The organism is Aquabacter spiritensis, from assembly GCF_004346185.1.
Taxonomy (GTDB): Bacteria; Pseudomonadota; Alphaproteobacteria; order Rhizobiales; family Xanthobacteraceae; genus Aquabacter; species Aquabacter spiritensis.
The window spans coordinates 13,172-34,078 of the sequence record NZ_SMAI01000019.1 but is presented as its reverse complement, the minus strand read 5'-3'; the positions used below and the strand labels follow the sequence as shown (position 1 = coordinate 34,078).

Genomic DNA, 20,907 nt, shown 5'->3' with positions numbered 1-20,907 from the left:
TTATCGCGCAAGGGGTTTCAATTGCCGGGGCGGGGGGCTACATACGCGTCACTGACACGCCGGTTCGCCGGCTCACCGTCAGATCTGACGCGGGGTGGAGCAGCCCGGTAGCTCGTCAGGCTCATAACCTGAAGGTCACAGGTTCAAATCCTGTCCCCGCAACCAAATTTACCAGTGAAATCAAGAGGTCTGGCGCAAGCCAGACCTCTTTTTTGTCAAAATGACCTAGCACAAATCTAGTCTACTGCCGAAGGGCGAACGTGAGACCACCAATGCGACTGCGCAAAGGTCGGTCTAGAACCGATAGCTGAAGCGCAGGGATCCTGTGTTGGACAGATAGTCGTTGCCCGCCGAGAGCCCGTAGACGGCCTTCAGTTCCGCCCCGGTCTGCTGATAGAGCTGCAAGCCGGCGTCGAGCCGGAACAGCACGTCGGGAATGTCGCTTTCAATGGCGAATGTGCCGAGGCCCGCGGGGGCGCCCTGCAGTTTCACCTGCGTGGTCCAGGTGTCCTGCGAAAGCAGGGAGACCCCCACCGCTGCATAGGGCCTCAGGATCCAGCCTGAATCGAGGTTCACGCGCCCGCCGGCCTCCACCATCGCCGAAAGGCCGAACAGGGTGTCCGACTGGCCTGACACGTCGAAGGCGAGGGGCGAGAGGCTGGCCTCGCTGTAGCCGGGCGCGTCCACATAGATCACGTCGAGGTCCACATGGGGCCGCAGATACCAGTTCGCAAAGGCGAACTCATAGGCCGCCCGCACCCGCCCCGATGCGGTGAACACGTTCGAGGCGCTGGAGGCCGGCGATGCCGGGCCGATCAGGTCAATGGAGCGCTCGTTGGTGTAGCGGCCATATGCCAGATTGAAGCCGGCGCCGAAGTACCAGGGCCCCATGGTGTGCTTCAGTGCGAGGCCTGCATCGCCGCGCTGCCCGTCGCCGCTACCCGTGCCGGAGGCCGCGGTCCAGCTCCAGCTGTAGCCAGCGGTGGCGCCGAGATACCAGTCCGGCGCGATCTCTTTCTGGCCGCCGAGGCGGAAGGTGAGGGTGCTGAGGTCCTGTGCGGGGCTCTCGCGCCCGCCGCCCAGGCTCGCCGTGCTGCCGGTCACGCTCGACCAGGCACAGCTCGATTCCCCGAGCAGTGTGCCGGTGCCTTCGAAGACGGGGCAGGAGAAGGCGGAATCCAGCGCCGCGGTGCTGGCGAGTGCTTGATTGGTGACGGCCGCTGACACGTTGGCGATGATCTGGTCGAGATCGCTTGCGTAGGCGCTGGCGCTCTCCACCTGCGAGAGCGTGCCGTAGAGCGGCGCCAGGCCGCTCGATCCGCCCGCATTCCACGAAGCCTGCAGGTAATTGGCGAGCGCCTGCTCATTGGTGGAAAGGCCCGCGCCGGAGGGCGTGAAGTCCGCAACGGGCGAGATGGACAGGCTCGTGGTGGTGGCCGTCACGTCCCAGGTGAACAGATAGGAGGAGGAGGTCGTCGCGGTCGTGCTCAGGCTGGCCGCCTGCACGATCTCGTAGCTGCCCGGCAGGAGGGCGGAGGCGGTGGGATCGATGGTGCCGTCGATGCTGGCGGTGCCGCCCACCAAGAGGAGATCCACCTCTGGGCTCGCCGTGGCATTGATGTCCACCGCCAGGATGCCGCTGGACGATTGGGTGAAGCCTCCGCTCAGCGTCGTGGCCATGATCGTGCCGGCGCCGCCCGGAGCCAACGTGCCGTTGTTGCTCAGGCTCGCGGCGGTGATGGCGCTGCCGGCGTTGAACAGGCCGTAATTGGTGATGGTGCCCACTACCGCGCTGCTGTCGTAGGAGTCCTGGCCGAGATCGACGCTGCCGGTCAGGGTGCCGGAATTGAAGACGTTGGTGATGGACTGCTGGGCGAGGATGGCACGGCCGTTGATGCCGTCCGCCGTGGAGAGCGAGCCGCCTTCATTGATGGTGATTGTGTTGGCGGTGACGCCTGAGACTTCGCTCTCGCCGCCGCCGGAGATGCCGCCGGACAGCCAGACGCCCGCCGCCGAAGCGCCGGTGCCGCCCTGGACGAGGCCGGAAATCGTGATGGTGATGGGGTTCTGGCGGGTATCGTTGCCGCTCGACTGGGCGAAGATGGCGACCGAGCCCGCGCCGGAGGTGACGATGCTGCCGCCGTCCTGGTTGACGGTGATGGCGCCGCCGGTGCCGTTGCTGGTGGACAGGGTGCCGGAGAGATTGCCGCCCGCCGTCAGCGTGTCACCCATGCCGATGGCGCCGCCCGAGGCGTCGGCGATGGATTGCAGGAACAGGCCATGGGCATTTGCGCCGCTGGTGGCGATGTCCGCCGACGTCGTCACCGTGATCGCGCCGGCAGTGTTGAATTGGCCGGAATAAGAGAGACTGTTGACGTTTGTGGTGGCGAGGGCGAGCGAGGCATCGCCCGCGAATCCGCCGCCGCCGCCAACGGACTGGGCGAAGACGCCAAAGGCGCCGGCGCCGTAGGTGGTGACGGCAACCCCGTCGCCGAGCGTCACGCTCACCGTGCCACCCGACCCCGAGGCGCCGCCGACCCCGCCCTGGTCACCATCATCGAACGTCACCGAACCCACATTGGCGGAGGCGGCGGAGACGAGGCCGCCGCCGCCGCCGATGGACTGGGCCGCGATGGCGAAGGCCCGCGCGCCGGTGGTGAGGATGGACCCCGAGGTCTTCGCGATGGTGACGTCGCCGCCATTGCCGGACAGGCCGTCCTGCCCTCCTACGTTGAGGGTGAAGTCGGACGCGTCGTTGAAGATGGAGGTTGAGGTGGTCACCCCCACCTGGCTGTTGCCGAGGCATAAGGACTGGCTGTTGCCGATGGGCCCCACCTGGACCGAGTTGGTGCAGCCCACCCCCGCCGAGCCGCCGCCGGCACCGACCGATTGGGCGAAGATGCCGAAGGCGTCATCGCCGGCGGTCCACAGCGTGCCGGTGTCGGTCACGCTCACCTGCCCGCCATCGCCGCCGTAACTGCCGCTGCCGGCATAGCTGGCGCCGAGACCCACGGTGGTGATGTTGTCCACCGTGCCCTCCGCCCCAAAGCCCCCACCGCCGCCGATGGATTGGGCGAACATGGCATGGGCGCCATAGCCCGAAGTCGTGATGGCGCCGGAATTGGTGAAGGAGACGGCGCCCCCGTCGCCGCCGCCCGAGCCATTGCCGCCGACGGCGAGGTCCGCCGAATAGGTGCCGGCTCCGGGCGCGCTGGGCCCGCCGATCACCGAATTGGAGGTGGAGGTCGCTGCTCCGCCATAGCCGCCGCCGCCGCCGATGGACTGGCCGAACATGCCGAAGGCGCGCTGACCGATGGTGGTGATGCTGCCGGAATTGGTGAGATTGACCGCACCGCCGTCGCCGGCTGCTCCGCCCGAGCCGCCGAGCGAGATATTGGCCGAATAGCTCGCTGAGGGGTTGTTGATGGCATCTTCCAACTGGCTCAGCATGTCGATGTTGGCGGCCGCGTCCGAGGTGCCGCCAGAACCGCCGCCGCCGCCGATGGACTGGGCGAAGATGCCGAAGCTGTCGCCGCCCATCACCACGGAGAGGTCCGAACTGTTGGTGTAGATCGAGCCGGTTGAGATGGTGCCGGCATTGTTGACGCTCACGGTGCCGCCGTCGCTGCCGGTGCCGCCGAGACCGCCGACGGCGATGTTCGCCTCGTAGCTGTCCCCCGAGGAGGATGCCGAGCCACCCCCGGCCATGCCGCCACCCCCGCCGATGGACTGGGCAAGGATCGCGCGCGCGCTGGAGCCATAGGTGGTGATCGTGCTGCCGGCGTCCACCGTCACCGTGATGCCGCCGCCATCGTCGCCGCCGCCGCCGTTTCCGCCGAGGCCGTAGGTCAAGGTCACGGATGTACCGGAGCCGCCGGTATTGGGGCTTGAGGCGCTGGCGTCGCCCGCGCCGCCCGCGCCGCCGCCGCCGCCGATCGACTGGGCGAGGATGCCATGGGCGTAATGGCCGTAGGTCACGATGGTGCCGTTGCAGGTCGAGCAGTCGCCGGTGGGTCCGACGGTGATGGTCACATCGCCGCCGGAGCCGCCGTCCCCGCCCGTGCCGCCATAGGACAAGGCGACCTTGAAGGTGGCCACCCCGAGCTCAAGGGCATAGGACGAGGCGCTCCCGTCGCCGCCAATGCCGCCGCCGCCGCCGATGGATTGGGCGAGGACGCCATAGGCGCCGTCGGCTCCCGTGGTGATGCCACCAGCTTGGTTCACGGTCACGGTGCCGCCGTCCCCGCCCGAGCCGCCGCTGCCGCCCACCGCATAGGTGAAGGTGAAGTTCACCGGGATTTCCTCAGTGGAGAAGGACAGGCCATAGGCGGTGGCCGAGCCCCCCGCGCCGCCGCCGCCGCCGATGGACTGGGCGAGGATGCCGATGGAATCCGCCGCCTCGGGGGTCGGCGCGCCCGCGATCTCATAGACGCAGCCGCTCAGGTCCGAGCAGCCGGTAAAGATGGTGCCCTCATGGGTCACCGTGACGGCGCCGCCAGCGCCGCCATCGCCACCGGCGCCACCCACGGCGAGGGAGACGGTCAGCACGCCGGCGCTGTAGGAATTGGCCGCCCCGCCGCTGCCGCCGCCGCCGCCCACCGACTGCGCCAGAATGCCAAGGGACTGGTTGCCTTGGCTGATGATGGCGGTGTCGTTGGTGACCGTGACCGTTCCGCCGGCGCCCCCGCTGCCGCCTGTTCCGCCCATGGCATCGGAAATGACGGTGCCGAAGGACGTGGAGGCGCCGCCATTGCCGCCGCCGCCGCCCACCGACTGGGCATAGACGCCGCCGGCGAACAGACCGGAAGTGAAGATGTAGCCGCCGGTATTTTCAAGATCGACGGTGACCGCCCCGCCCGCCCCGCCATTGCCGCCCGAGCCGCCGGTGGAGGAGAACAGCCCGGCATTGCTGGCGCCATTGCCGCCTCCGCCGCCCACCGATTGGGCAAGGATGCCGAGCGCGTTATCGTCCTGGGTGACGATGGTTGCGGCATCGGACAGAGTGACCGAGACCGAGCCGCCCTTGCCGCCGCCGGAGCCGCTCTTGTCCTGGGCGCCGATATTGAGGCTGCCGGCGCTGGAACTGCCGCCGCCGCCGCCGATGGACTGGGCGACGATGCCGACGGCGCCGGCGCCGGTGCCCGAGCCGTCGCCGGTGACGATGGAGCCGGAATGGGTGACGACGACCGAGCCGCCATTCCCGGTGCCGCCGCCATCGGTGGTGCTGCCCAGGGTGGCGGTCTGGTCCGAGCTCTCCAGGTCCATGATGCCGCCGCCGCCGCCGATGGAGGCGGCGAGGATGCCGTAGGCGGCGCTGCCGAGGGTGGTGATGGCGCCGGTATTGTTCACCGTGGCGGTGCTGCCGCCGAGCGCGCCCTGCTGGGCGCCGGTGTTGCCAAGCGTGGCGGGGCCGACGTCGGACGCGGAGACGATGGCCGCCCCGCCGATGGAGAGGGCGGCGACGCCCACGGCCAGCGTGCCCTTGGTGATGATGGTGCCGTAATTGTCGACGGTGGCATCGCCTGCGCTGCCGGGATAGTCGGCGTTGTAGCCGCTCGACGGGGTCTGCAGAAAAAGGCTGCCCGTGGAGCCGGCGCTCACCGCCATGGCGCCGATGGAGACGTCGCCGCCGGCGCCGCTGGTGTCGATGGTGGCGCCGGAATTGACGGTGACGGTGGCGCTGCCGCCCTGTCCGACCTCGTTGTTGTTGGCATTGCCGCCCGCGCTCACGGCGATGGCGCCGATGCCCGTGCTGCCCGAGGCGGCGAAGGTGATGGAGGAGCCGGAATTCAGCGTGACGCTGGCGCTGCCGCCATTGCCGGCCCCGGAAGCGTCTTCGCCGTTATTGTCGGTGTCGAAGTTCGAATTTCCGCCCAGCGAGGCGGCGACGATTCCGATCGCTTCGGGGGCGTCGATCGAAATTGATCCGTCGTTGACGACGCTGACGGATCCACCATTGCCGCCGGGGGCGGAAGCGTAGCTCTTCTGGTTGGCGCCGACGCCGCCTTGGGAGACCGCGAGGATACCGATGGTTGGAACGCTGAGCGCGCTGGAGGCAACAACCGTACCCTCATTGGTGACCGTCACCGTGCCACCGGCACCGCCGCCGCCGGCAAAATCCGTATCACTTGTCTTGTTGTTGGTCCCGTTGCCGCCAAAGGACAAGGCGGCGATGGCGTTCCCGGAGATTGGAATATTGGGAATGTTCGAGTCGGTGACGTACTGCGAGCCGAACGTGGCAGTGAAGCTGCCGGTATTGGTGATCTCGACCCTGCCGCCGCTGCCGCCATCGTAATCAGAGGTGTCCGTGTCGTTATTCTCGGTGACGCCGCCGCCGCCGATGGAAAGCCCGACCAGGGCACCGACCCCGGAACCCCAATAGACATTTTGATTCCCGTCGCCCGTCGTCCCCTCGAAGGAGTATTCGAGGTTCATGGCGTAGAACTGCGAGACGGTCTGAGACCCGCTGACGCTTATTGTTATATTGCCGCCGTCCGTGAATCCATTGTTTCCACCGTAGGTCGTGTTCTTCTGCTGCCCCCATCCGGCATAGAAAAATCCCGTATTATAGTTGGTGCTCGCTTCAAAATCACCGGTTCCGCTGATCGTCACGTCCGTCGATGTCGTGATATTGTCTCCGGATACCTGTCCATTATTCACGTTGACGACGGTCGTCTCATCCGCGCTGCTGACGGTGCAGGTATAGGTAACAGAGGAAGAACCATAGCTGCAGGAGGATTGACCGATCACATCGATCACCGGATCGTTGCCCGCGAGCGCAGTGGCCGCGCCAAAGGCGGCGGTAGCCGACGCCAGAACCACACGCGCGAAGATCGTTCCCATGTTAGCCCCCCGTGGCATCCGGTGTTCGCTGGCGCGTAGGAGCCGCCCACGAACCGGGTCCGTTTCATTGCTGCGCCTGCAGCTGATAGCCCCGTCCCGGCCTAGAGATGCCGCGCCGGTGGAGGTGGCGGCAAATGATCATTCTTCAGCAAGGCGCCTGCATGCCATGCAGCACCCGTCATGCGGGGGCGGTGTCAGGCTCGCGCCGCCGGCCGGTGCGCCGGAGTGGACGACTTTTCAGTCGCGCTGCTGAATATGGTGCATTGTCTGTTTCGGGGCGAAACATCGTTTCCCGACCGGGGCAAATATTGTTAGGAGGTATGCCAGGGGTCGCGAAAGGTCGGGCGAACATGAAGAAGGGTCGTCAGATTGACCTGAACCTCTTCCATGTGTTCTCCGCTATCATGAAGCACCGGAGCGTCGCGCGCGCCGCCGCGGACCTCGCGCTCAGCCCGTCCGCCGTCAGCCATGCCTTGGCCCGGCTGCGCCAGATGCTGCAAGACGATCTTTTCGTTCGGAGCGACACCGGCCTGCAGCCCACGCCGCGCGCGATGGAACTGTCCGGCCGCGTGAACAAGGGCCTGCAGCAATTCGAAGCTGCTCTGGTGGGGGTCTCCTTCGATCCGTCCAAATCGCCGCGCTGCTTTCGGATTGCCGCCTCTGACTTCTTCGCCATCTATGCATTGCCGCATCTGGTGCAACGGCTGAGCGCGACGGCGCCGCAGGTGGACCTTCAGATATTCCCCGTCGGCCGCCTCGACCTCGCGCGCCAGCTTGAAACCCGGACCCTCGATCTCGTCATCGGTTGGTTCGACAAACTGCCCGGCTTCCTGCGGCGCGTGCCGTTCGTCGAGGAGCGCGGAGCCATCGTGGTGCGCACGGGCCATCCCTTGACCGAAGGCGAGGTCACGCCCGAACGCCTTCTGGCATTTCCTCATATCGTCGTCGAGTTCACCGGTACCGCGCCGGAACGCGGCGATGGCTTTGTCGAGGACCGCGGGATGGTGCGTCGCATCCGCATGGAGCAGAGCCTCATGGATGCCCGCCGTGGCCGCGAAGGGACGGCGCGTGTGGCTGTGACGGTGCCTTACTTTTCTGCCGTGCCGCCGGTATTGCGCGTTTCGAACTATGTGGCGTCCCTCCCGTACCGGTTCGCGCGCGAGGCGGTGGCAGGTGGCGGGCTGGTCCTATTGGACCTTGCGCTGGAGCGCGGCGCGGCACAAATCGACATCGTCTGGCACATGCGCGACGACGGAGACGCTGGGCTGCGTTGGCTCGTGGAGGAAATTCGCAACGCTGGAGCGACGGCCGTCGCGGCTCTTTCCTGATTGATGATGTCTGCGATGCCACGCTGGGTGGCGCGTAGCGGCAATGGTGTCGGAGAGGCTCGCCACCTGCGGCGCGAACCTGTCGAGTTGCAACACCGGAAGCACCAGCTGGCCGCCCTCGTCCCGTTCATGCGCGAAAAACGTCTCCGTTGAGCGCGTGCGGGCCGGCCCGTTGGCGCTGGGCCGCGCGATGGCCGAGAATCCGGGGAAAATGCGCAGCACGTCACTACGCCGTGGCTCGAAATAGCAATTCGAGATGGTTGCTTGCCCCCGCAACCATCTCGACTTGCGATGTCCAATCGTGCAGATCAGCCGCCCCCGCCGGGCGGCTTTTTGCGTTCGCAAGTGTTGATCAGAGCTGATCGCCAACACAACACGACATGATGAATTGAAGGGCTCGGGTGGTTGTCCGAGCGCTTTTTCATGAAACCGACCCCTGGGGTGACGTCGGCTTGTGTTGCGATCCACCGTGTCTGTTGCCGGAGTGCCCCGAGCCGGGAGGCTTCGGGTGCGACGGGATAAGCGGAACCGCGACAGTCTGGTCGCAGCCGGTCAGCGGACGCGTCGGCCCTCGGCGTCGATCACGATCTCTCCGTCCTCCTTCGCAAACGGCCCCTTCTGCGGTGCGGGCAGAATGTCAAGGACGCTTTCCGAGGGCCGGCACAGCCGCACGCCGAGTGGTGTGAAGACGAAGGGCCGATTGATCAGGATGGGGTGGGCCATCATGGCGTCGAGGAGCGCCTCGTCCGAGAGGGTGGGGTCGCCGAGCCCCAGTTCGGCATAGGGCGTGCCCTTCTGGCGGATGGCGGCCCGCACGGTGAGGCCTGCGGCGGCGATGGCGGCGGCGACCTCGTCCCGCGTCGGGGGCGTCTTGAGATAGTGGACGATCTTCGGCGCGATGCCGGCATTGCGGATCATGGCGAGCGTGTTGCGCGAGGTGCCGCAGGCCGGATTGTGCCAGATGGTGACAAAGGCGGGCTCGGTCATGGTTCAGGCTCCGAACATCAAATGATGGCGTGGCGGACCTTGGCGGAGACCCACTCGCTGACGACGACGGTGGCGAGGATGACGAGCAGGATCAGCGTCACCTGGGGCCAGGCCAGCGTATTGAGCGAGCTTTCCAAATTGAGGCCGATCCCGCCCGCGCCGACGAGGCCGAGCACGGTGGATTCGCGGATGTTGATGTCCCAGCGGAACACGCTGATGCCGGCGAAAGCCGGCATGATCTGCGGGACGATGCCGTAGGCGAGGATCTGGGCACCGGAGGCGCCGGTGGCGCGGATCGCCTCCACTTGGCTTTCGTCGATCTCCTCGATCGCCTCGTAGAGCAGCTTGCCGATGAAGCCGATGGAGCGCAGCGCGATGGCGATGATGCCGGCCAGCACGCCGGGACCGAGGATGGCCACCAGAAGCAGCGCCCAGATGATGGAATTGATCGACCGCGAGGCGACGATGAGGAACAGCGCCAGCGGCCGCACGAAGGTGGCGCTGGGGGTGGTGTTGCGCGCGGCGAGAAAGGCCACCGGTACCGACAGGGCGATGGCGGCGAGCGTGCCGAGGGTGGCGATGTTGAGCGTGTCCCACAGCGGCTTCAACAGGGTGGGAAAGTAGGACCAGCGCGGCGGGATCATGCGTGCGCCGATGTCGGCGGCCTGGGTCGGGGCGTCCCAGACGAAGGCCCAGATGGTGCCTTCCGTCATCACCCGCCAGCAGAACGCGGTGAAGGCCACCGCGAGAAGCCAGCCGAACCACACGGCGATCTGCCCGCGCGGGGTGCGCCGCTGCCAGGATTTGCGGCCTTCGGGATAAGCGATGACGGGCATTATTTCGCCCATCCGCGCACGAGGCCCGAGACATATTCGCTCGCCATGACGATGGCGATGATGAGGATGAGAATGGCCGCGGCGCTGTCGAATTCGTAGCGGTCGATGGCGGTGTTCAGCGTGGCGCCGATGCCGCCCGCGCCGACGATGCCCACCACGGCGGATTCGCGGAAATTGATGTCGAGCCGGTAGAGCGAGAGCCCGAGCAGGCGCGGCGCCACCTGCGGCAGCACGCCGAAGGCGATCAGCGACGGCCAGGGCGTGCCGGTGGCGCGGATCGCCTCCACGGGGGCGGGATCGATGTCCTCGATGTCCTCCGCCAGCAGCTTGGACAGGAAGCCGATGGTGGCGAACGACAAAGTGAGGAAGCCGGCGAACGGGCCGAAGCCCACCATGGCCACCAGCAGGATCGCGACGATGATCTCCTGCAGGGACCGCGACACCGCGATGATCGCACGGCAGAGGAGATAGACCGGGCGCGGCACCAGATTGCGGGCGGCGCCGATGCCGATGGGCACCGAGATGGCGATGCCGACCACGGTGGAGGTCACCGTCATGCTCAGGCTCTCGATCATGCCCTGCAAGATATCGTCCCAGCGCCGTGAGAAATTCGGCTCCAGGAAGCCGGAGACGAAGCGGAGCCCGCGCGCCCAGCCATCGGAGAGGCGCGCCCAATTGACCTCGACGGTGCCGAGGGCGAGCACGAGATAGAGCGCCGCGCCGGCGAGGACCGCAATGCGCAGCCAGGGATTGGCGATCAAAGGCGGCGGCCGCCAGCGGCGCGCCGCGGCAGGCGCGGCCCTCACAGCGCCCTCGCGACGGTGGGGGGCTTGGTCTGCGCCCGCAGGGCGCGGACCGTCTCCTGCGCGGCCGCTTCGTTTGCGGCGTCGTCGTGCGCCTCGCGGATGGTGCGCGACCAGTCTTCCTCGCCATAGATGGTCGTGAGAGCGTCGGTGTCGAGCGCCTCCGGCGGGCCGTCGAAAACGACGCGCCCGGCCCTCAGGCCGATGATGCGCTGGACGAACATCTGCGCCAGCGCCACGTCATGGATATTGACGATGGCCGCCAATTGCCGTTCGGCGCACACCTCGACGATCAGGCGCATGATCTGGCGCGAGGTTTTGGGGTCGAGGCTGGCGGTCGGCTCGTCCACCAGCAGGATGTCCGGCTCCTGCACCAAAGCGCGGGCGATGCCCACGCGCTGGCGCTGGCCACCGGAGAGTTGGTCGGCGCGCTTGTCCACATGGTCGAGCAGGCCGACCCGATCCAGCACGGCAAACGCCCGGTCGATATCGGCCTGGGGAAACCGGCGCAGGAAGGCGCGCCAGAAGCCGACATAGCCGAGCCGCCCGGAGAGCACGTTCTCCATGACGGTGAGGCGTTCGACCAGGGCATATTCCTGGAAGATCATGCCCATGCGCCGCCGCGCACGGCGCAGGCCCGCGCCGCCGAGGCGGGTGATCTCGGTATCGCCGAGGCGGATGGAGCCGGACGTCGGCTCCACCAGCCGATTGACGCAGCGGATGAGGGTGGACTTGCCGGCACCCGAGGGGCCGATCAGGCCGACCACCTGACCGGCGGGGACGCCGAGCGACACATCGTCGAGGGCTTTGTCCCCCTTGGCGTAGCGCTTGGACAGGCCGGCAATGGTCAGCATGCGCCCTCCGGCCTTTCCCGGTTCACGTCTGGCCGCTACTTGCAGGTGTAGCTGACGCCCATGGCGTCGTCGATCTGCCGCACCACCGCCCAGGTCTCCTTGAAGGTGATGGGGATGAACTTCTCCTGCGGCGGTTCCGCGGACTTGAACTCCTTCTGGAGGCCGGTGCCCTCCCAGTCGAAGGTGAAGAAGGCCTCTTTCACCTTCGCCGCCAGTTCGGGCTTCAGATTGTAGACATAGCCGTAGCCGGTGGTGGGGAAGGTCTGCGACTTGTAGATCGCCACCACCTGATCGGGCTTGATGACGTTCCGGGCGATCATGCGCTTCATCACCGAATTGGCGATCGCGGCGGCGGGATAGTCCTTGTTGGCGACGCCGATGATGGAATTGTCATGCTTGCCCGAGAAGACCGGCTCGTAATCCTTGCCCGCCTGCATGCCGAACTGGGACTTCAGCAGCGCGGAGGGAGCCTTGTATCCGGAGTTCGAGGTCTCCGAGGTGAAGGCCATCTTCTTGCCCTTGATGTCTTCGACCTTGGTGATGCCCGAGCCGGGATAGGTGATGATCTCCATCTCGTAGCCGTAGGCGCCGTCCTTGGACGCCATCATGGTGAAGGGCACGAACCCGGCACAGGCGACCGCGATGGGGTTGGAGCCGGTGTTGAAGCCGGCGACGTGCAGGCGTCCGGCCCGCATCGCTTCCAGCTGGGCGGCATTGGACTGGACGGGGAAGAACTGCACCTTCTTGCCCGTCACCTTGGCGAGATGGTCCAGAAACTCGGTCCAGACCTTGGCATAGACGGCGGGGTCTTCCACCGGGGTGTAGGCGAAGATGAGGGTGTCGGGGTCCAGCTGCTTGGCCGGATCGGTCGGCGTATCGGCGACCATGTCGCCATTGGTGTCGGTGAAGCGCGGATCGAGCTTGAACTCTGCCCGGGCGAAGCTGGGCGCCAGCACGGTCGCCGCGAGCATGGCGGCACAGGTCAGGGATCGCAGGAGCGTCATGGCCTCATCTCCAAGTGAATTGCGTGATCAATACGACTGTCGTGTGACGGGCGGACTACGCCTTGCGCAGTCTCATTGGCGCGGCAGGGCCCTGCCCGGGCCAGCCTCCTCGGCGGCCCCGGCATGGGTGGGCAGCAACAGGGTTGTGAGCCAGCAGACGGCGAGCATCAGAGTGGAGCCGGCGAGGCAGGCGGTGATGCCGCCGATCTGGTAGAGCAGGCCGCTGAGGAGGGTCCCGGCGAAACGGCCCGCCGCATTGGCGGCATAATAGAAGCCGACATCCTCCGCCGCCTTCTCCGACCCGGCATAAGCGAGGATGAGGTAGGAATGCAGCGAGGAATTCACTGCGAAGGCGATGCCGAAAATTCCCAGTCCGAGCACCACCACGACATCCGGCCGCAGGGACGTGGCAGCAAGAAGCACGGCAATGGCTGCCGGGACCAGAGCAAGGCCGAGCGCCCATCCGTGCGCTGCCGGCACCTCTCTGGACAATCCATCCGTGCTGCGGTTCACGAAAGCGGGGGCCGCAGCCTGCACGACGCCGTAGCCGATGGTCCAGAGCGCGAGGAAGCCGCCGACCATCGGGAAGGTCCAGCCCGTACCATAGAGGAAGACCGGCACGCCCACCACGAACCAAACGTCCCGCGCGCCGAACAGCGCGATACGAGCGGCGGCGAGCAGGTTCACGCCCCGGCTCTTGCCGAACAATTCCTTCGCCGAGCGGCTGGCTTTGGCCTTGCCCATCATGGGCGGCAGCGAGAGCAGCACGCCGAGCAGCACGATGCCCAGAACGCCCGCCATGAGCCACAGCGACAGCCGGAAGCCGAATGCCTCCAGCAGCACCCCGCCGAGGAAGAAGCCGAAGCCTTTCATGGCGTTCTTGGAGCCGGTGAACCATGCCACCCAGCGGAACAGGCGCCCCTCGGCCTTGCCCTTGGCCTGCGCCTCCGTGACCTTGATGGCGGACTTCGAGGCGGTCTTGGTGAGGTCCTTGGCCACCCCGCACACGCCCTGCGCGGCCACCACCCAGGCGACCAAAAGGGCCGTTTCCCAGGTGGGGGACATGGCGGAGAGCAGCAGGAAACCGGCGATCTGGGTGGTCAGCCCCACGCTCAGCATGCGGGTGATGCCGAAGCGGGCGGCGAGCCAGCCGCCGATGACGTTCGCCCCGATGCCCGCCGCCTCGTAGAGGAGGAACAGGAAGGCGAGGGTGAAGGGCGAATAGCCGAGCTTGAAGAAGGTGAACAGCACCAGCATGCGCAGGGCGCCGTCGGTCAGCGTGAAGCCCCAATAGGCCGCAGTGACGATGGCGTAATTGCGCAGGCCCGCGGAGGAGGACGCCATCACACGCCCGCCTGTTCGAGATGGCACGCAAGGTCCACCATGCGGCAGGCATAGCCCATCTCATTGTCGTACCAGGCATAGACCTTGAGGAGGGTGCCGTCGGTGACCAGCGTCGAGGGGCCATCGACGATGGCGGAACGGGTGTCGCGGGCGTAGTCGGCGGAGACCAGAGGGCGAGGCTCGAAGCCGAGGATGCCGTTGAGCGATCCCGCGGCGGCCTCGGCGAACAGGGCGTTCACCTCCTGCGCGTCCGTCGGGCGCTGCAGCTCGAACACGCAATCGGTGAGCGACGCGTTGAGCACCGGCGCGCGCACCGCATGGCCGTCCAGCTTGCCCTTCAGTTCGGGATAGATGAGAGCGATGGCGGTGGCGCTGCCGGTGGTGGTGGGCTGCAGCGAGAGCATGGCCGAGCGGGCGCGGCGCAGATCCTTGTGGGGGGCATCCACGACGACGTTGGTGTTGGTGGGATCGTGGATGGTGGTGATCTGGCCGTGACGGATCCCGATGGCCTCGTGCACCACCTTCACCACCGGGGCGAGGCAATTGGTGGTGCAGGAGGCGGCGGTGACGATGGGGTGCCTTTCCCGGTCGTAGAGCTGTTCGTTGACCCCCATCACCACGTTGAGAACCGAGGGGTCCTTCACCGGCGCGGCGACGATGACGCGCTTGGCGCCACGCTTCAGATGCCCTTCGAGACTAGCGGGAGTGAGGAACTTGCCGGTCGCTTCCAGCACCAGGTCGACGCCGAGATCGCCCCAGGGGATGTCGTCCGGCCTGGCGTGAGACGAGAAGGACATGGCCTTGTCGCCGATGCGCACGCATCCCTCGTCATGGGAGATGGGCGCCCGCCAGCGGCCCTGCACGCTGTCGAACTCCAACAGATGGGCGATGGCTTCGGCGCCGCCCTTGATCTCGTTGAGATGGACGATGTCGAGCCGGTTGGCGCCGCGCGGATCGTCGTCCGGACGGTGAGCTGCGCCCAGCGCCGCGCGCAGTGAAAGCCGTCCGATGCGGCCGAGGCCGTTGATTCCTACTCTCATGGCACCGTCGTTCCTGTCTTCTCGAAAAGGCGCGGCGTTCCCGCGATGATCTCAGGCTTTGGTATGGTCGGCGGCATCCGTCACCTTCACGCCGCCGGCCTCGTACCAATCCTTGGATCGGTTCACGATCCAGACCACGGAGAGCATCACCGGGACCTCGATGAGCACGCCCACAACGGTGGCGAGTGCCGCACCCGACTTGAATCCGAACAGGCTGATGGCCGCGGCGACCGCCAGCTCGAAGAAATTGGAAGCTCCGATGAGCGCCGAGGGGCCGGCGACGCAATGGGCTTCTCCGGACATCCGGTTGAGCACATAAGCGAGGCCCGAATTGAAATAGACCTGGATCAGGATCGGGACGGCGAGCAGCGCGATCACCAGCGGCTGGGCGAGGATCTGCTCGCCCTGGAAGGCGAACAGCAGCACCAGCGTCGCCAGCAGCGCCACAAGGGAAAGCGGCTGGAGCACGCCGAGCAAGCGGTCGAGCCCGGCCTGCCCGGCAGCCGCGAGTAGGCGGCCACGCAGAAGCTGGGCCGCGATTACCGGCACGATGATGTAGAGCACCACCGACAGGAAGAGCGTGTCCCACGGCACGGTGATGGAGGAGAGGCCGAGCAGCAATCCCACGACGGGCGCGAAGGCGACGATCATGATGGCGTCGTTCAGCGCCACCTGGGACAGAGTGAAATGGGGCTCGCCCCTGATCAGGTTCGACCACACGAACACCATGGCCGTGCAAGGCGCCGCCGCCAGCAGGATCAGGCCGGCGATGTAGCTGTCGATCTGGTCGGCCGGGAGATAGGGCCGGAACAGATAGCCGATGAACAGCCAGCCGAGCAGCGCCATCGAGAACGGCTTCACCGCCCAGTTCACCAGCAGCGTCACCGATATGCCGCGCCAATGGCGACCGACATGCTTCAGGGCGGCGAAGTCGATCTTCACCAGCATCGGCACGATCATCAGCCAGATGAGGAGCGCCACCGGCAGATTGACCTGGGCCACTTCCAGCCCACCGATGGCCTGGAACACGGACGGCGCCAGCGCGCCGAGCGCGATGCCGGCGATGATGCACAGGACGACCCAGACGGTGAGGTAGCGTTCAAATATGGACACGGTACGAAGTCTCCGAGGGCCACCAAAGGCGGCCGGTGGCGGCAAGAGCTTGAGCCAGCGCTGTTTCAGGATGACGACGGGTCAAGCGGCGCATCCCGAGAGCGTGAACTCGGTCGCCCCCTCCATCAGGCCGATCTCGGCGACGCGCGCCTTCAGAGAGGCCAGGTCAAGCTGCTCGAATGGAAGATTGACAAAGGCGGAGACCCGCCCGGCCAGCCGGCGATAGGTGGCGAGGAAGGCCGCCTTCTGTTCCGCCTCGGTTCCCTTCACCAGGATCGGATCGGGCAGGCCCCAATGGGCCTGGAGCGGGTGGCCGGGGAAGGCCGGGCAGATTTCACCCGCCGCCGCGTCGCAGGTCGTGATGACGAAATCCATCTCCGGCGCACCCGGCCCGGCAAACCCGTCCCAGCTCTTGGACGCGAGGTGCTCGGTGTCGTAGCCGAGCGACCGGAGCAGATCGAGCACCATGGGGTGCGGCGCGCGCTTCGGCCGGCTGCCGGCCGAATAGGCTCTGAAGCGGCCGCGACCCTCGCGGTTGAGCACCGCCTCGGCGATCACCGAGCGGGCCGAATTGGCCGAGCAGAGGAGCAGGACATTGTAGATGCGCGCCTCTGCGGCGGCCGGGCGCAGTTGAGGAAACGCCGCGGTTCGCGCGTCGCGCGGGCGCGAGACCGAAAAGCCCATTTCGGCCATCAACCGGCCGAGAACCGGTCCGGCCGCCGCCAGGTCGACGGCATAGAGAACGGATCGGCCCTCCCGCCGTGCGGTGACCAGACCGGCCCGCTCGAGCACGGCGAGATGCGTCGACATGGTGTTGTGCGGCACCGCCAGCAGGCGGGCGATGTCGCCCGCCGGCAACCCATACGGAACGTAGCGGAGCAGGAGACGATAGGTCTCGAAACGGGTGCCTTGGGACAGGGCGTCGAAGATCCGCGTCGCGTCTTCCGCCGTCAGCTTCGTCTCGTCCATCTCGCTCACCGTCAAATAGCTGCTCAGGTGGAGGGGCAGGGCGCGTCAGACGCCGCCCTTGAAGGTCTTGGCCCAATAATCCTTGACCTGCTGGACCAATGCCGGAGGCAAGGGAACATAGCCGAACGTGGTCGCGAATGTTTCGCCCTCGCCGAGGGCAAAGCGCCAGAATGCGAAGGCGGCCTGGCCGCTCGCCGGGACCTTCGGCTCGCGATACATGAGCGCGAAGGTGGTCGCCGCGATCGGATAGGCATCCTCGGCGGCGGAATCGTTGATCACGACGAAGAAGTCCTTTGCGGCGGCCCAGTCGAAGCTCAGCGCTGCAGCCTGGAACGAAGCTGCGCTGGGCGCGACGAACTTTCCGGAGCGGTTCTGCACGGTGCCGTAGGCGAGCTTTGCCTGCACCACATAGGTGTATTCGACATAGCCGATGGAGTTCGGGACCCGCTTGACCTCGCTGGACACGCCCTCATTGCCGCGCGCGCCGGTTCCCACCGGCCAGGCGACCGAACTGCCTTCGCCCACCTGCCGCTTCCAGTCCGGGCTCGCTTTGGCGAGATAGGATACCCAATTGAAGGTGGTCCCCGACCCGTCGGACCGATGCACCACCACGATCTTCGCGTCGGGCAACTTGACCTCGGGATTGAGAGCCTTGATCGCGGGGTCCGACCAAGTGGCGACCTTGCCGAGATAGATGTCCGCGAGGAGTGCGCCGGTGAAGCGAATTTGACCGGGCTTCACGCCCTCCAGATTAAACACGGGCACAACGCCCCCGAACACGATGGGGAACTGGCCGAGGCCGTATTTCTCCAGCTCCTCGGGCTTCAACGGCCGGTCGGATGCGCCGAAGTCGACCACGCCGTCCTTCAGGCGGTTCACACCGGCGGACGAGCCGACCGATTGGTACTCGACGAGCGTTCCGGTGCGCTCGCGGAAGACCTCCGCCCATTTCCAGATGATGGGATAGGCAAAGGTGGAGCCGGCGCCCCGCACCTCGGCCGCGTGCGCGGCCGGCGCAATGGTCGAAAGGGCTGCAAGCGCAGCAGCGGCTGTCAAGGCAAGAATGCGTTTCACGGCTGACCTCCCTGGGCCTTTGCGGCCTTCGCTTGGAAGGTATAGGCCTATATCAATCGATATGTCCATATATATCGACGGATTGAAATTAAAACGACCTTTCCTGGCCCGAGGCTGCCACGCGCGGCCCGCCGGATTGCATGGTCAGGCGGCGCGGGATGGCTCCTGACCCCATGCGCTCTCTTGATGGTCTTCTTCCGCTCGAAGCCGGCCGAGCCGGCCGCCTTCGACTGCGCCACTTCTTCCGGGATCCAGGGTGGGCGGCGCATGAGGGGACGTCGTCTCCGGACCCCAGGCGCTTGTGCCCATCAGGGTTCGAACCGCACGATCGTCGTCCGGCCGCCGGCGAGGCCGACGCGCACCGCGGGTCGGCCGTCCGCGGTGACGACGGCGAAATCGGCGGCCGCGGGGGCGGGGAGGGGGTGCCGGGCGAGGATCCTCGCACCGCCTTGGAAGGAGACGAAGAGCAGGCTGCGCCGGTCGAAGCCCGGGATCGCGAGGTCGGCGATGCCGTCCCCGTCGAAATCCGCGACCGCCGACAGTCCCTGCTGGCCCGATCCCGCGACATGGTTGGATACGCCGTCGAGGGTGGCGATCTCCCGCAGGCCGCCGGGCGCGAGGGTAAAGACGCGCAGACGGCCCAGCACGTGGGGCTGCTGGACATAAGCAAGGTCGAGCCGGCCGTCGCCGTCGAAATCGGCAATGCCGGCGGGGTTCAGCCAGCGCTGCGGGCCTCCGGTCGACGGCGACTGCGCCACCACCTCCAGAGCCGCGCGGGTCTGTGCGATCACCACCAAGGCCGACCCATCCGTCTGCGCCGAGCGCACGAGGACGATCTCGTCCCGCCCGTCGCCGTCGAGATCGGCCAGGCGCGGCGCGCGATCCTCGAACACCTGATCGGCCGGCAGAGTCATCTCCAGGACCTGTCCGTTCCGAAGCGTCACCACGAGGCGCGCCGCCTCGTAGGGTGTGCCGAGGACGAAATGCCGGTAACGCGGCGTCGGCCCGGCGAGGGCGACCTCGGCGATGTTCCGGGCGCCATGGGTCACGTGCGCGTCGGGCAGGGCATCGGGCGGCGCCGCCGCGAGCGGCGTTCCGAGGAGGAGCAGGGCGATCGGCACCGAAAGACGCGGAAGCGGCATGACGAGAGCCTCGAACCTGATCCCTCGGAGCGGCGTGCGAAGGGACGGACCATTCCGGATAGCCGAGCCGGTCGGCTTGTCCAAGCGAGATGCCGGGGCGTCCGCCTCACGCCTGCGTCATAGCCGGTCCGCCGTCCGGCCCCTGTCATGGGGCGGTGGGCGCATGCTATGAGTTCCGCCCGATCCCGGACCCGTGTCCGCGCCGTCCGGGACTGTCCTTTCGTATCGAGTAGACGCCATGTCCGCTTCTTCCGCCATGCCCATGACCGGCGCCCCGATCGAACATGCCGTGCCGCCCGAGGCCCCGGCCGACATTGCGGGCCACATGGCCGGCCTGGGTCGCCGCGCCCGGGCCGCCGCACGGGTTCTGGCGGTCGCCGACGCGCAGACGAAGACCGCTGCGCTGAAGGCCGCGGCGCATCGCATCCGGGCGGCGGCGCCCGCCATCCTCGCCGCCAATGCCGCGGACCTCGCCCGCGCCCGCGCCGACGGAATGAGCGCGGCCTTTCTGGATCGGCTGGCGCTCGATGCCGGGCGGATCTCGGCGATCGCGGACGGGGTCGAGATGGTCGCCGGCCTGCCGGATCCCGTCGGCACCGTGACCGAACGCTGGACCCGTCCGAACGGGCTCGCGATCGAGCGGGTGCGCACGCCGCTTGGCGTGATCGGCGTGATCTATGAGAGCCGGCCGAACGTCACCGCAGACGCTGCCGCCCTGTGCGTGCGGGCCGGCAATGCGGTGATCCTGCGCGGCGGATCCGACAGCCTCCAATCGTCGGGCGCGATCCATGCCGCCTTCGTCGCCGGCCTCGCCGAAGCCGGGCTGCCGGAGGATGCCGTGCAATTCGTGCCCTTCGCCGATCGAGCCGCGGTCGGCGCCATGCTCGCCGGTCTCGGCGGGGCGCTCGACGTGATCGTGCCGCGCGGCGGCAAGGGGCTGGTCGGCCGGGTCCAGGCGGAGGCGCGCGTTCCGGTCTTCGCCCATCTCGACGGCATCGTGCACGTCTATGTCCACGCCGCCGCCGACCTCGCCATGGCACGCACGGTCCTGCTCAACGCCAAGATGCGCCGCACCGGCATTTGCGGCGCCGCCGAGACGCTGCTGGTCGACCGCGCCTGTGCGGACCGCATGCTCGCGCCGCTTGTCACCGCACTGCTCGACGCCGGGTGCGAGGTGCGCGGCGATGCGGCGACGCAGGCGGTCGATGCCCGCGTCGTCCCGGCCAAGCCGGAGGATTGGGACACGGAATATGAGGACGCGATCATTTCGGTGAAGCTGGTCTCCGATCTCGACGAGGCGATCGCCCATATCGAGGGACACGGCTCGCACCATACCGATTCGATCCTCACCGAGGATGCCGAGGCGGCGCGGCGCTTCCTGGCGGAGGTCGATTCGGCGATTGTCCTACACAATGCCTCCACCCAGTTCGCCGATGGCGGCGAGTTCGGCTTCGGCGCGGAGATCGGCATCGCCACCGGTCGCATGCATGCCCGCGGTCCGGTGGGGGCGGAGCAGCTGACCACGTTCAAATACCGTGTCCACGGATCGGGTCAGACGCGCCCGTGACCA

The 20,907-nt window shown here is 67.2% G+C and carries 14 protein-coding genes and 1 tRNA gene; 3 read left to right on the top strand and 12 right to left on the bottom strand.

Annotated elements, in window-relative coordinates; all coding sequences use genetic code 11:
* The first annotated feature begins 88 nt into the window (after positions 1–88).
* Positions 89–165 (top strand) — tRNA-Met (locus EDC64_RS21575).
* A gap of 129 nt (positions 166–294) precedes the next feature.
* On the opposite strand, the gene EDC64_RS21570 is transcribed toward EDC64_RS21575, so the two are convergent.
* Positions 295–6,843, bottom strand: a complete 6,549-nt coding sequence (locus EDC64_RS21570; RefSeq protein WP_132035464.1) for an autotransporter outer membrane beta-barrel domain-containing protein — start codon at positions 6,841–6,843, stop codon at positions 295–297.
* A gap of 350 nt (positions 6,844–7,193) precedes the next feature.
* On the opposite strand from EDC64_RS21570, the gene EDC64_RS21565 reads away from it, so the two are divergent.
* Positions 7,194–8,171, top strand: coding sequence for a LysR family transcriptional regulator (locus EDC64_RS21565; protein ID WP_165933853.1), 978 nt, complete (start codon positions 7,194–7,196; stop codon positions 8,169–8,171).
* A 552-nt stretch (positions 8,172–8,723) separates the two neighbouring features.
* Here EDC64_RS21565 and arsC read toward each other — a convergent pair.
* From arsC to EDC64_RS21510, 11 genes are all read right to left on the bottom strand, one after another.
* On the bottom strand, positions 8,724–9,158 hold the full coding sequence (gene arsC / locus EDC64_RS21560; protein WP_132035458.1) for an arsenate reductase (glutaredoxin): 435 nt from the start codon (positions 9,156–9,158) through the stop codon (positions 8,724–8,726).
* Positions 9,159–9,175: 17 nt separating this feature from the next.
* Entirely contained in the window at positions 9,176–9,994 is an 819-nt protein-coding gene (phnE, locus tag EDC64_RS21555) for a phosphonate ABC transporter, permease protein PhnE (protein ID WP_132035455.1), read from the bottom strand.
* Positions 9,994–10,800: a phosphonate ABC transporter, permease protein PhnE gene (phnE, locus tag EDC64_RS21550; protein WP_132035452.1), complete on the bottom strand. Its 807-nt coding sequence runs from the start codon at positions 10,798–10,800 to the stop codon at positions 9,994–9,996. Before phnE (EDC64_RS21550) ends, phnE (EDC64_RS21555) begins: the two co-directional genes overlap by 1 nt.
* A complete protein-coding gene (phnC, locus tag EDC64_RS21545; protein ID WP_132035449.1) occupies positions 10,797–11,651 on the bottom strand; it encodes a phosphonate ABC transporter ATP-binding protein in 855 nt (284 codons plus the stop codon). The genes phnE (EDC64_RS21550) and phnC overlap by 4 nt, the downstream gene beginning before the upstream one ends.
* Before the next feature lie 35 nt (positions 11,652–11,686).
* Positions 11,687–12,622 (bottom strand): phosphate/phosphite/phosphonate ABC transporter substrate-binding protein, encoded by a 936-nt coding sequence (gene phnD, locus EDC64_RS21540; RefSeq protein ID WP_245504837.1) that lies wholly within the window; start codon positions 12,620–12,622, stop codon positions 11,687–11,689.
* A 105-nt stretch (positions 12,623–12,727) separates the two neighbouring features.
* Complete coding sequence (arsJ, locus tag EDC64_RS21535; protein ID WP_245504831.1) at positions 12,728–13,999, bottom strand: organoarsenical effux MFS transporter ArsJ; 1,272 nt, start codon at positions 13,997–13,999, stop codon at positions 12,728–12,730.
* Positions 13,999–15,039, bottom strand: coding sequence for an ArsJ-associated glyceraldehyde-3-phosphate dehydrogenase (locus tag EDC64_RS21530; protein WP_132035440.1), 1,041 nt, complete (start codon positions 15,037–15,039; stop codon positions 13,999–14,001). The genes arsJ and EDC64_RS21530 overlap by 1 nt, the downstream gene beginning before the upstream one ends.
* Before the next feature lie 51 nt (positions 15,040–15,090).
* Entirely contained in the window at positions 15,091–16,152 is a 1,062-nt protein-coding gene (arsB, locus tag EDC64_RS21525) for an ACR3 family arsenite efflux transporter (RefSeq protein ID WP_132035438.1), read from the bottom strand.
* Positions 16,153–16,233: 81 nt separating this feature from the next.
* Positions 16,234–17,121, bottom strand: coding sequence for an arsenate reductase/protein-tyrosine-phosphatase family protein (locus EDC64_RS21520; protein ID WP_132035435.1), 888 nt, complete (start codon positions 17,119–17,121; stop codon positions 16,234–16,236).
* Positions 17,122–17,166: 45 nt separating this feature from the next.
* A complete protein-coding gene (gene pstS, locus EDC64_RS21515) occupies positions 17,167–18,195 on the bottom strand; it encodes a phosphate ABC transporter substrate-binding protein PstS (RefSeq protein WP_132035433.1) in 1,029 nt (342 codons plus the stop codon).
* A gap of 308 nt (positions 18,196–18,503) precedes the next feature.
* Complete coding sequence (locus EDC64_RS21510) at positions 18,504–19,337, bottom strand: FG-GAP repeat domain-containing protein (protein ID WP_132035430.1); 834 nt, start codon at positions 19,335–19,337, stop codon at positions 18,504–18,506.
* A 262-nt stretch (positions 19,338–19,599) separates the two neighbouring features.
* On the opposite strand from EDC64_RS21510, the gene EDC64_RS21505 reads away from it, so the two are divergent.
* Positions 19,600–20,904, top strand: a complete 1,305-nt coding sequence (locus tag EDC64_RS21505) for a glutamate-5-semialdehyde dehydrogenase (protein ID WP_420808972.1) — start codon at positions 19,600–19,602, stop codon at positions 20,902–20,904.
* Positions 20,905–20,907 lie beyond the last annotated feature (3 nt).

Coding starts and splice junctions, on each gene's coding strand:
- phnC (WP_132035449.1), bottom strand. CDS start 11,651: ATGCTGACCATTGCCGGCCTGTCCAAGCGCTACGCCAAGGGGGACAAA.
- phnE (WP_132035455.1), bottom strand. CDS start 9,994: ATGCCCGTCATCGCTTATCCCGAAGGCCGCAAATCCTGGCAGCGGCGC.
- EDC64_RS21570 (WP_132035464.1), bottom strand. CDS start 6,843: ATGGGAACGATCTTCGCGCGTGTGGTTCTGGCGTCGGCTACCGCCGCC.
- arsC (WP_132035458.1), bottom strand. CDS start 9,158: ATGACCGAGCCCGCCTTTGTCACCATCTGGCACAATCCGGCCTGCGGC.
- EDC64_RS21530 (WP_132035440.1), bottom strand. CDS start 15,039: ATGAGAGTAGGAATCAACGGCCTCGGCCGCATCGGACGGCTTTCACTG.
- EDC64_RS21520 (WP_132035435.1), bottom strand. CDS start 17,121: ATGGACGAGACGAAGCTGACGGCGGAAGACGCGACGCGGATCTTCGAC.
- phnD (WP_245504837.1), bottom strand. CDS start 12,622: ATGCTCGCGGCGACCGTGCTGGCGCCCAGCTTCGCCCGGGCAGAGTTC.
- EDC64_RS21565 (WP_165933853.1), top strand. CDS start 7,194: ATGAAGAAGGGTCGTCAGATTGACCTGAACCTCTTCCATGTGTTCTCC.
- arsJ (WP_245504831.1), bottom strand. CDS start 13,999: ATGGCGTCCTCCTCCGCGGGCCTGCGCAATTACGCCATCGTCACTGCG.
- EDC64_RS21505 (WP_420808972.1), top strand. CDS start 19,600: ATGACCGGCGCCCCGATCGAACATGCCGTGCCGCCCGAGGCCCCGGCC.
- EDC64_RS21510 (WP_132035430.1), bottom strand. CDS start 19,337: ATGCCGCTTCCGCGTCTTTCGGTGCCGATCGCCCTGCTCCTCCTCGGA.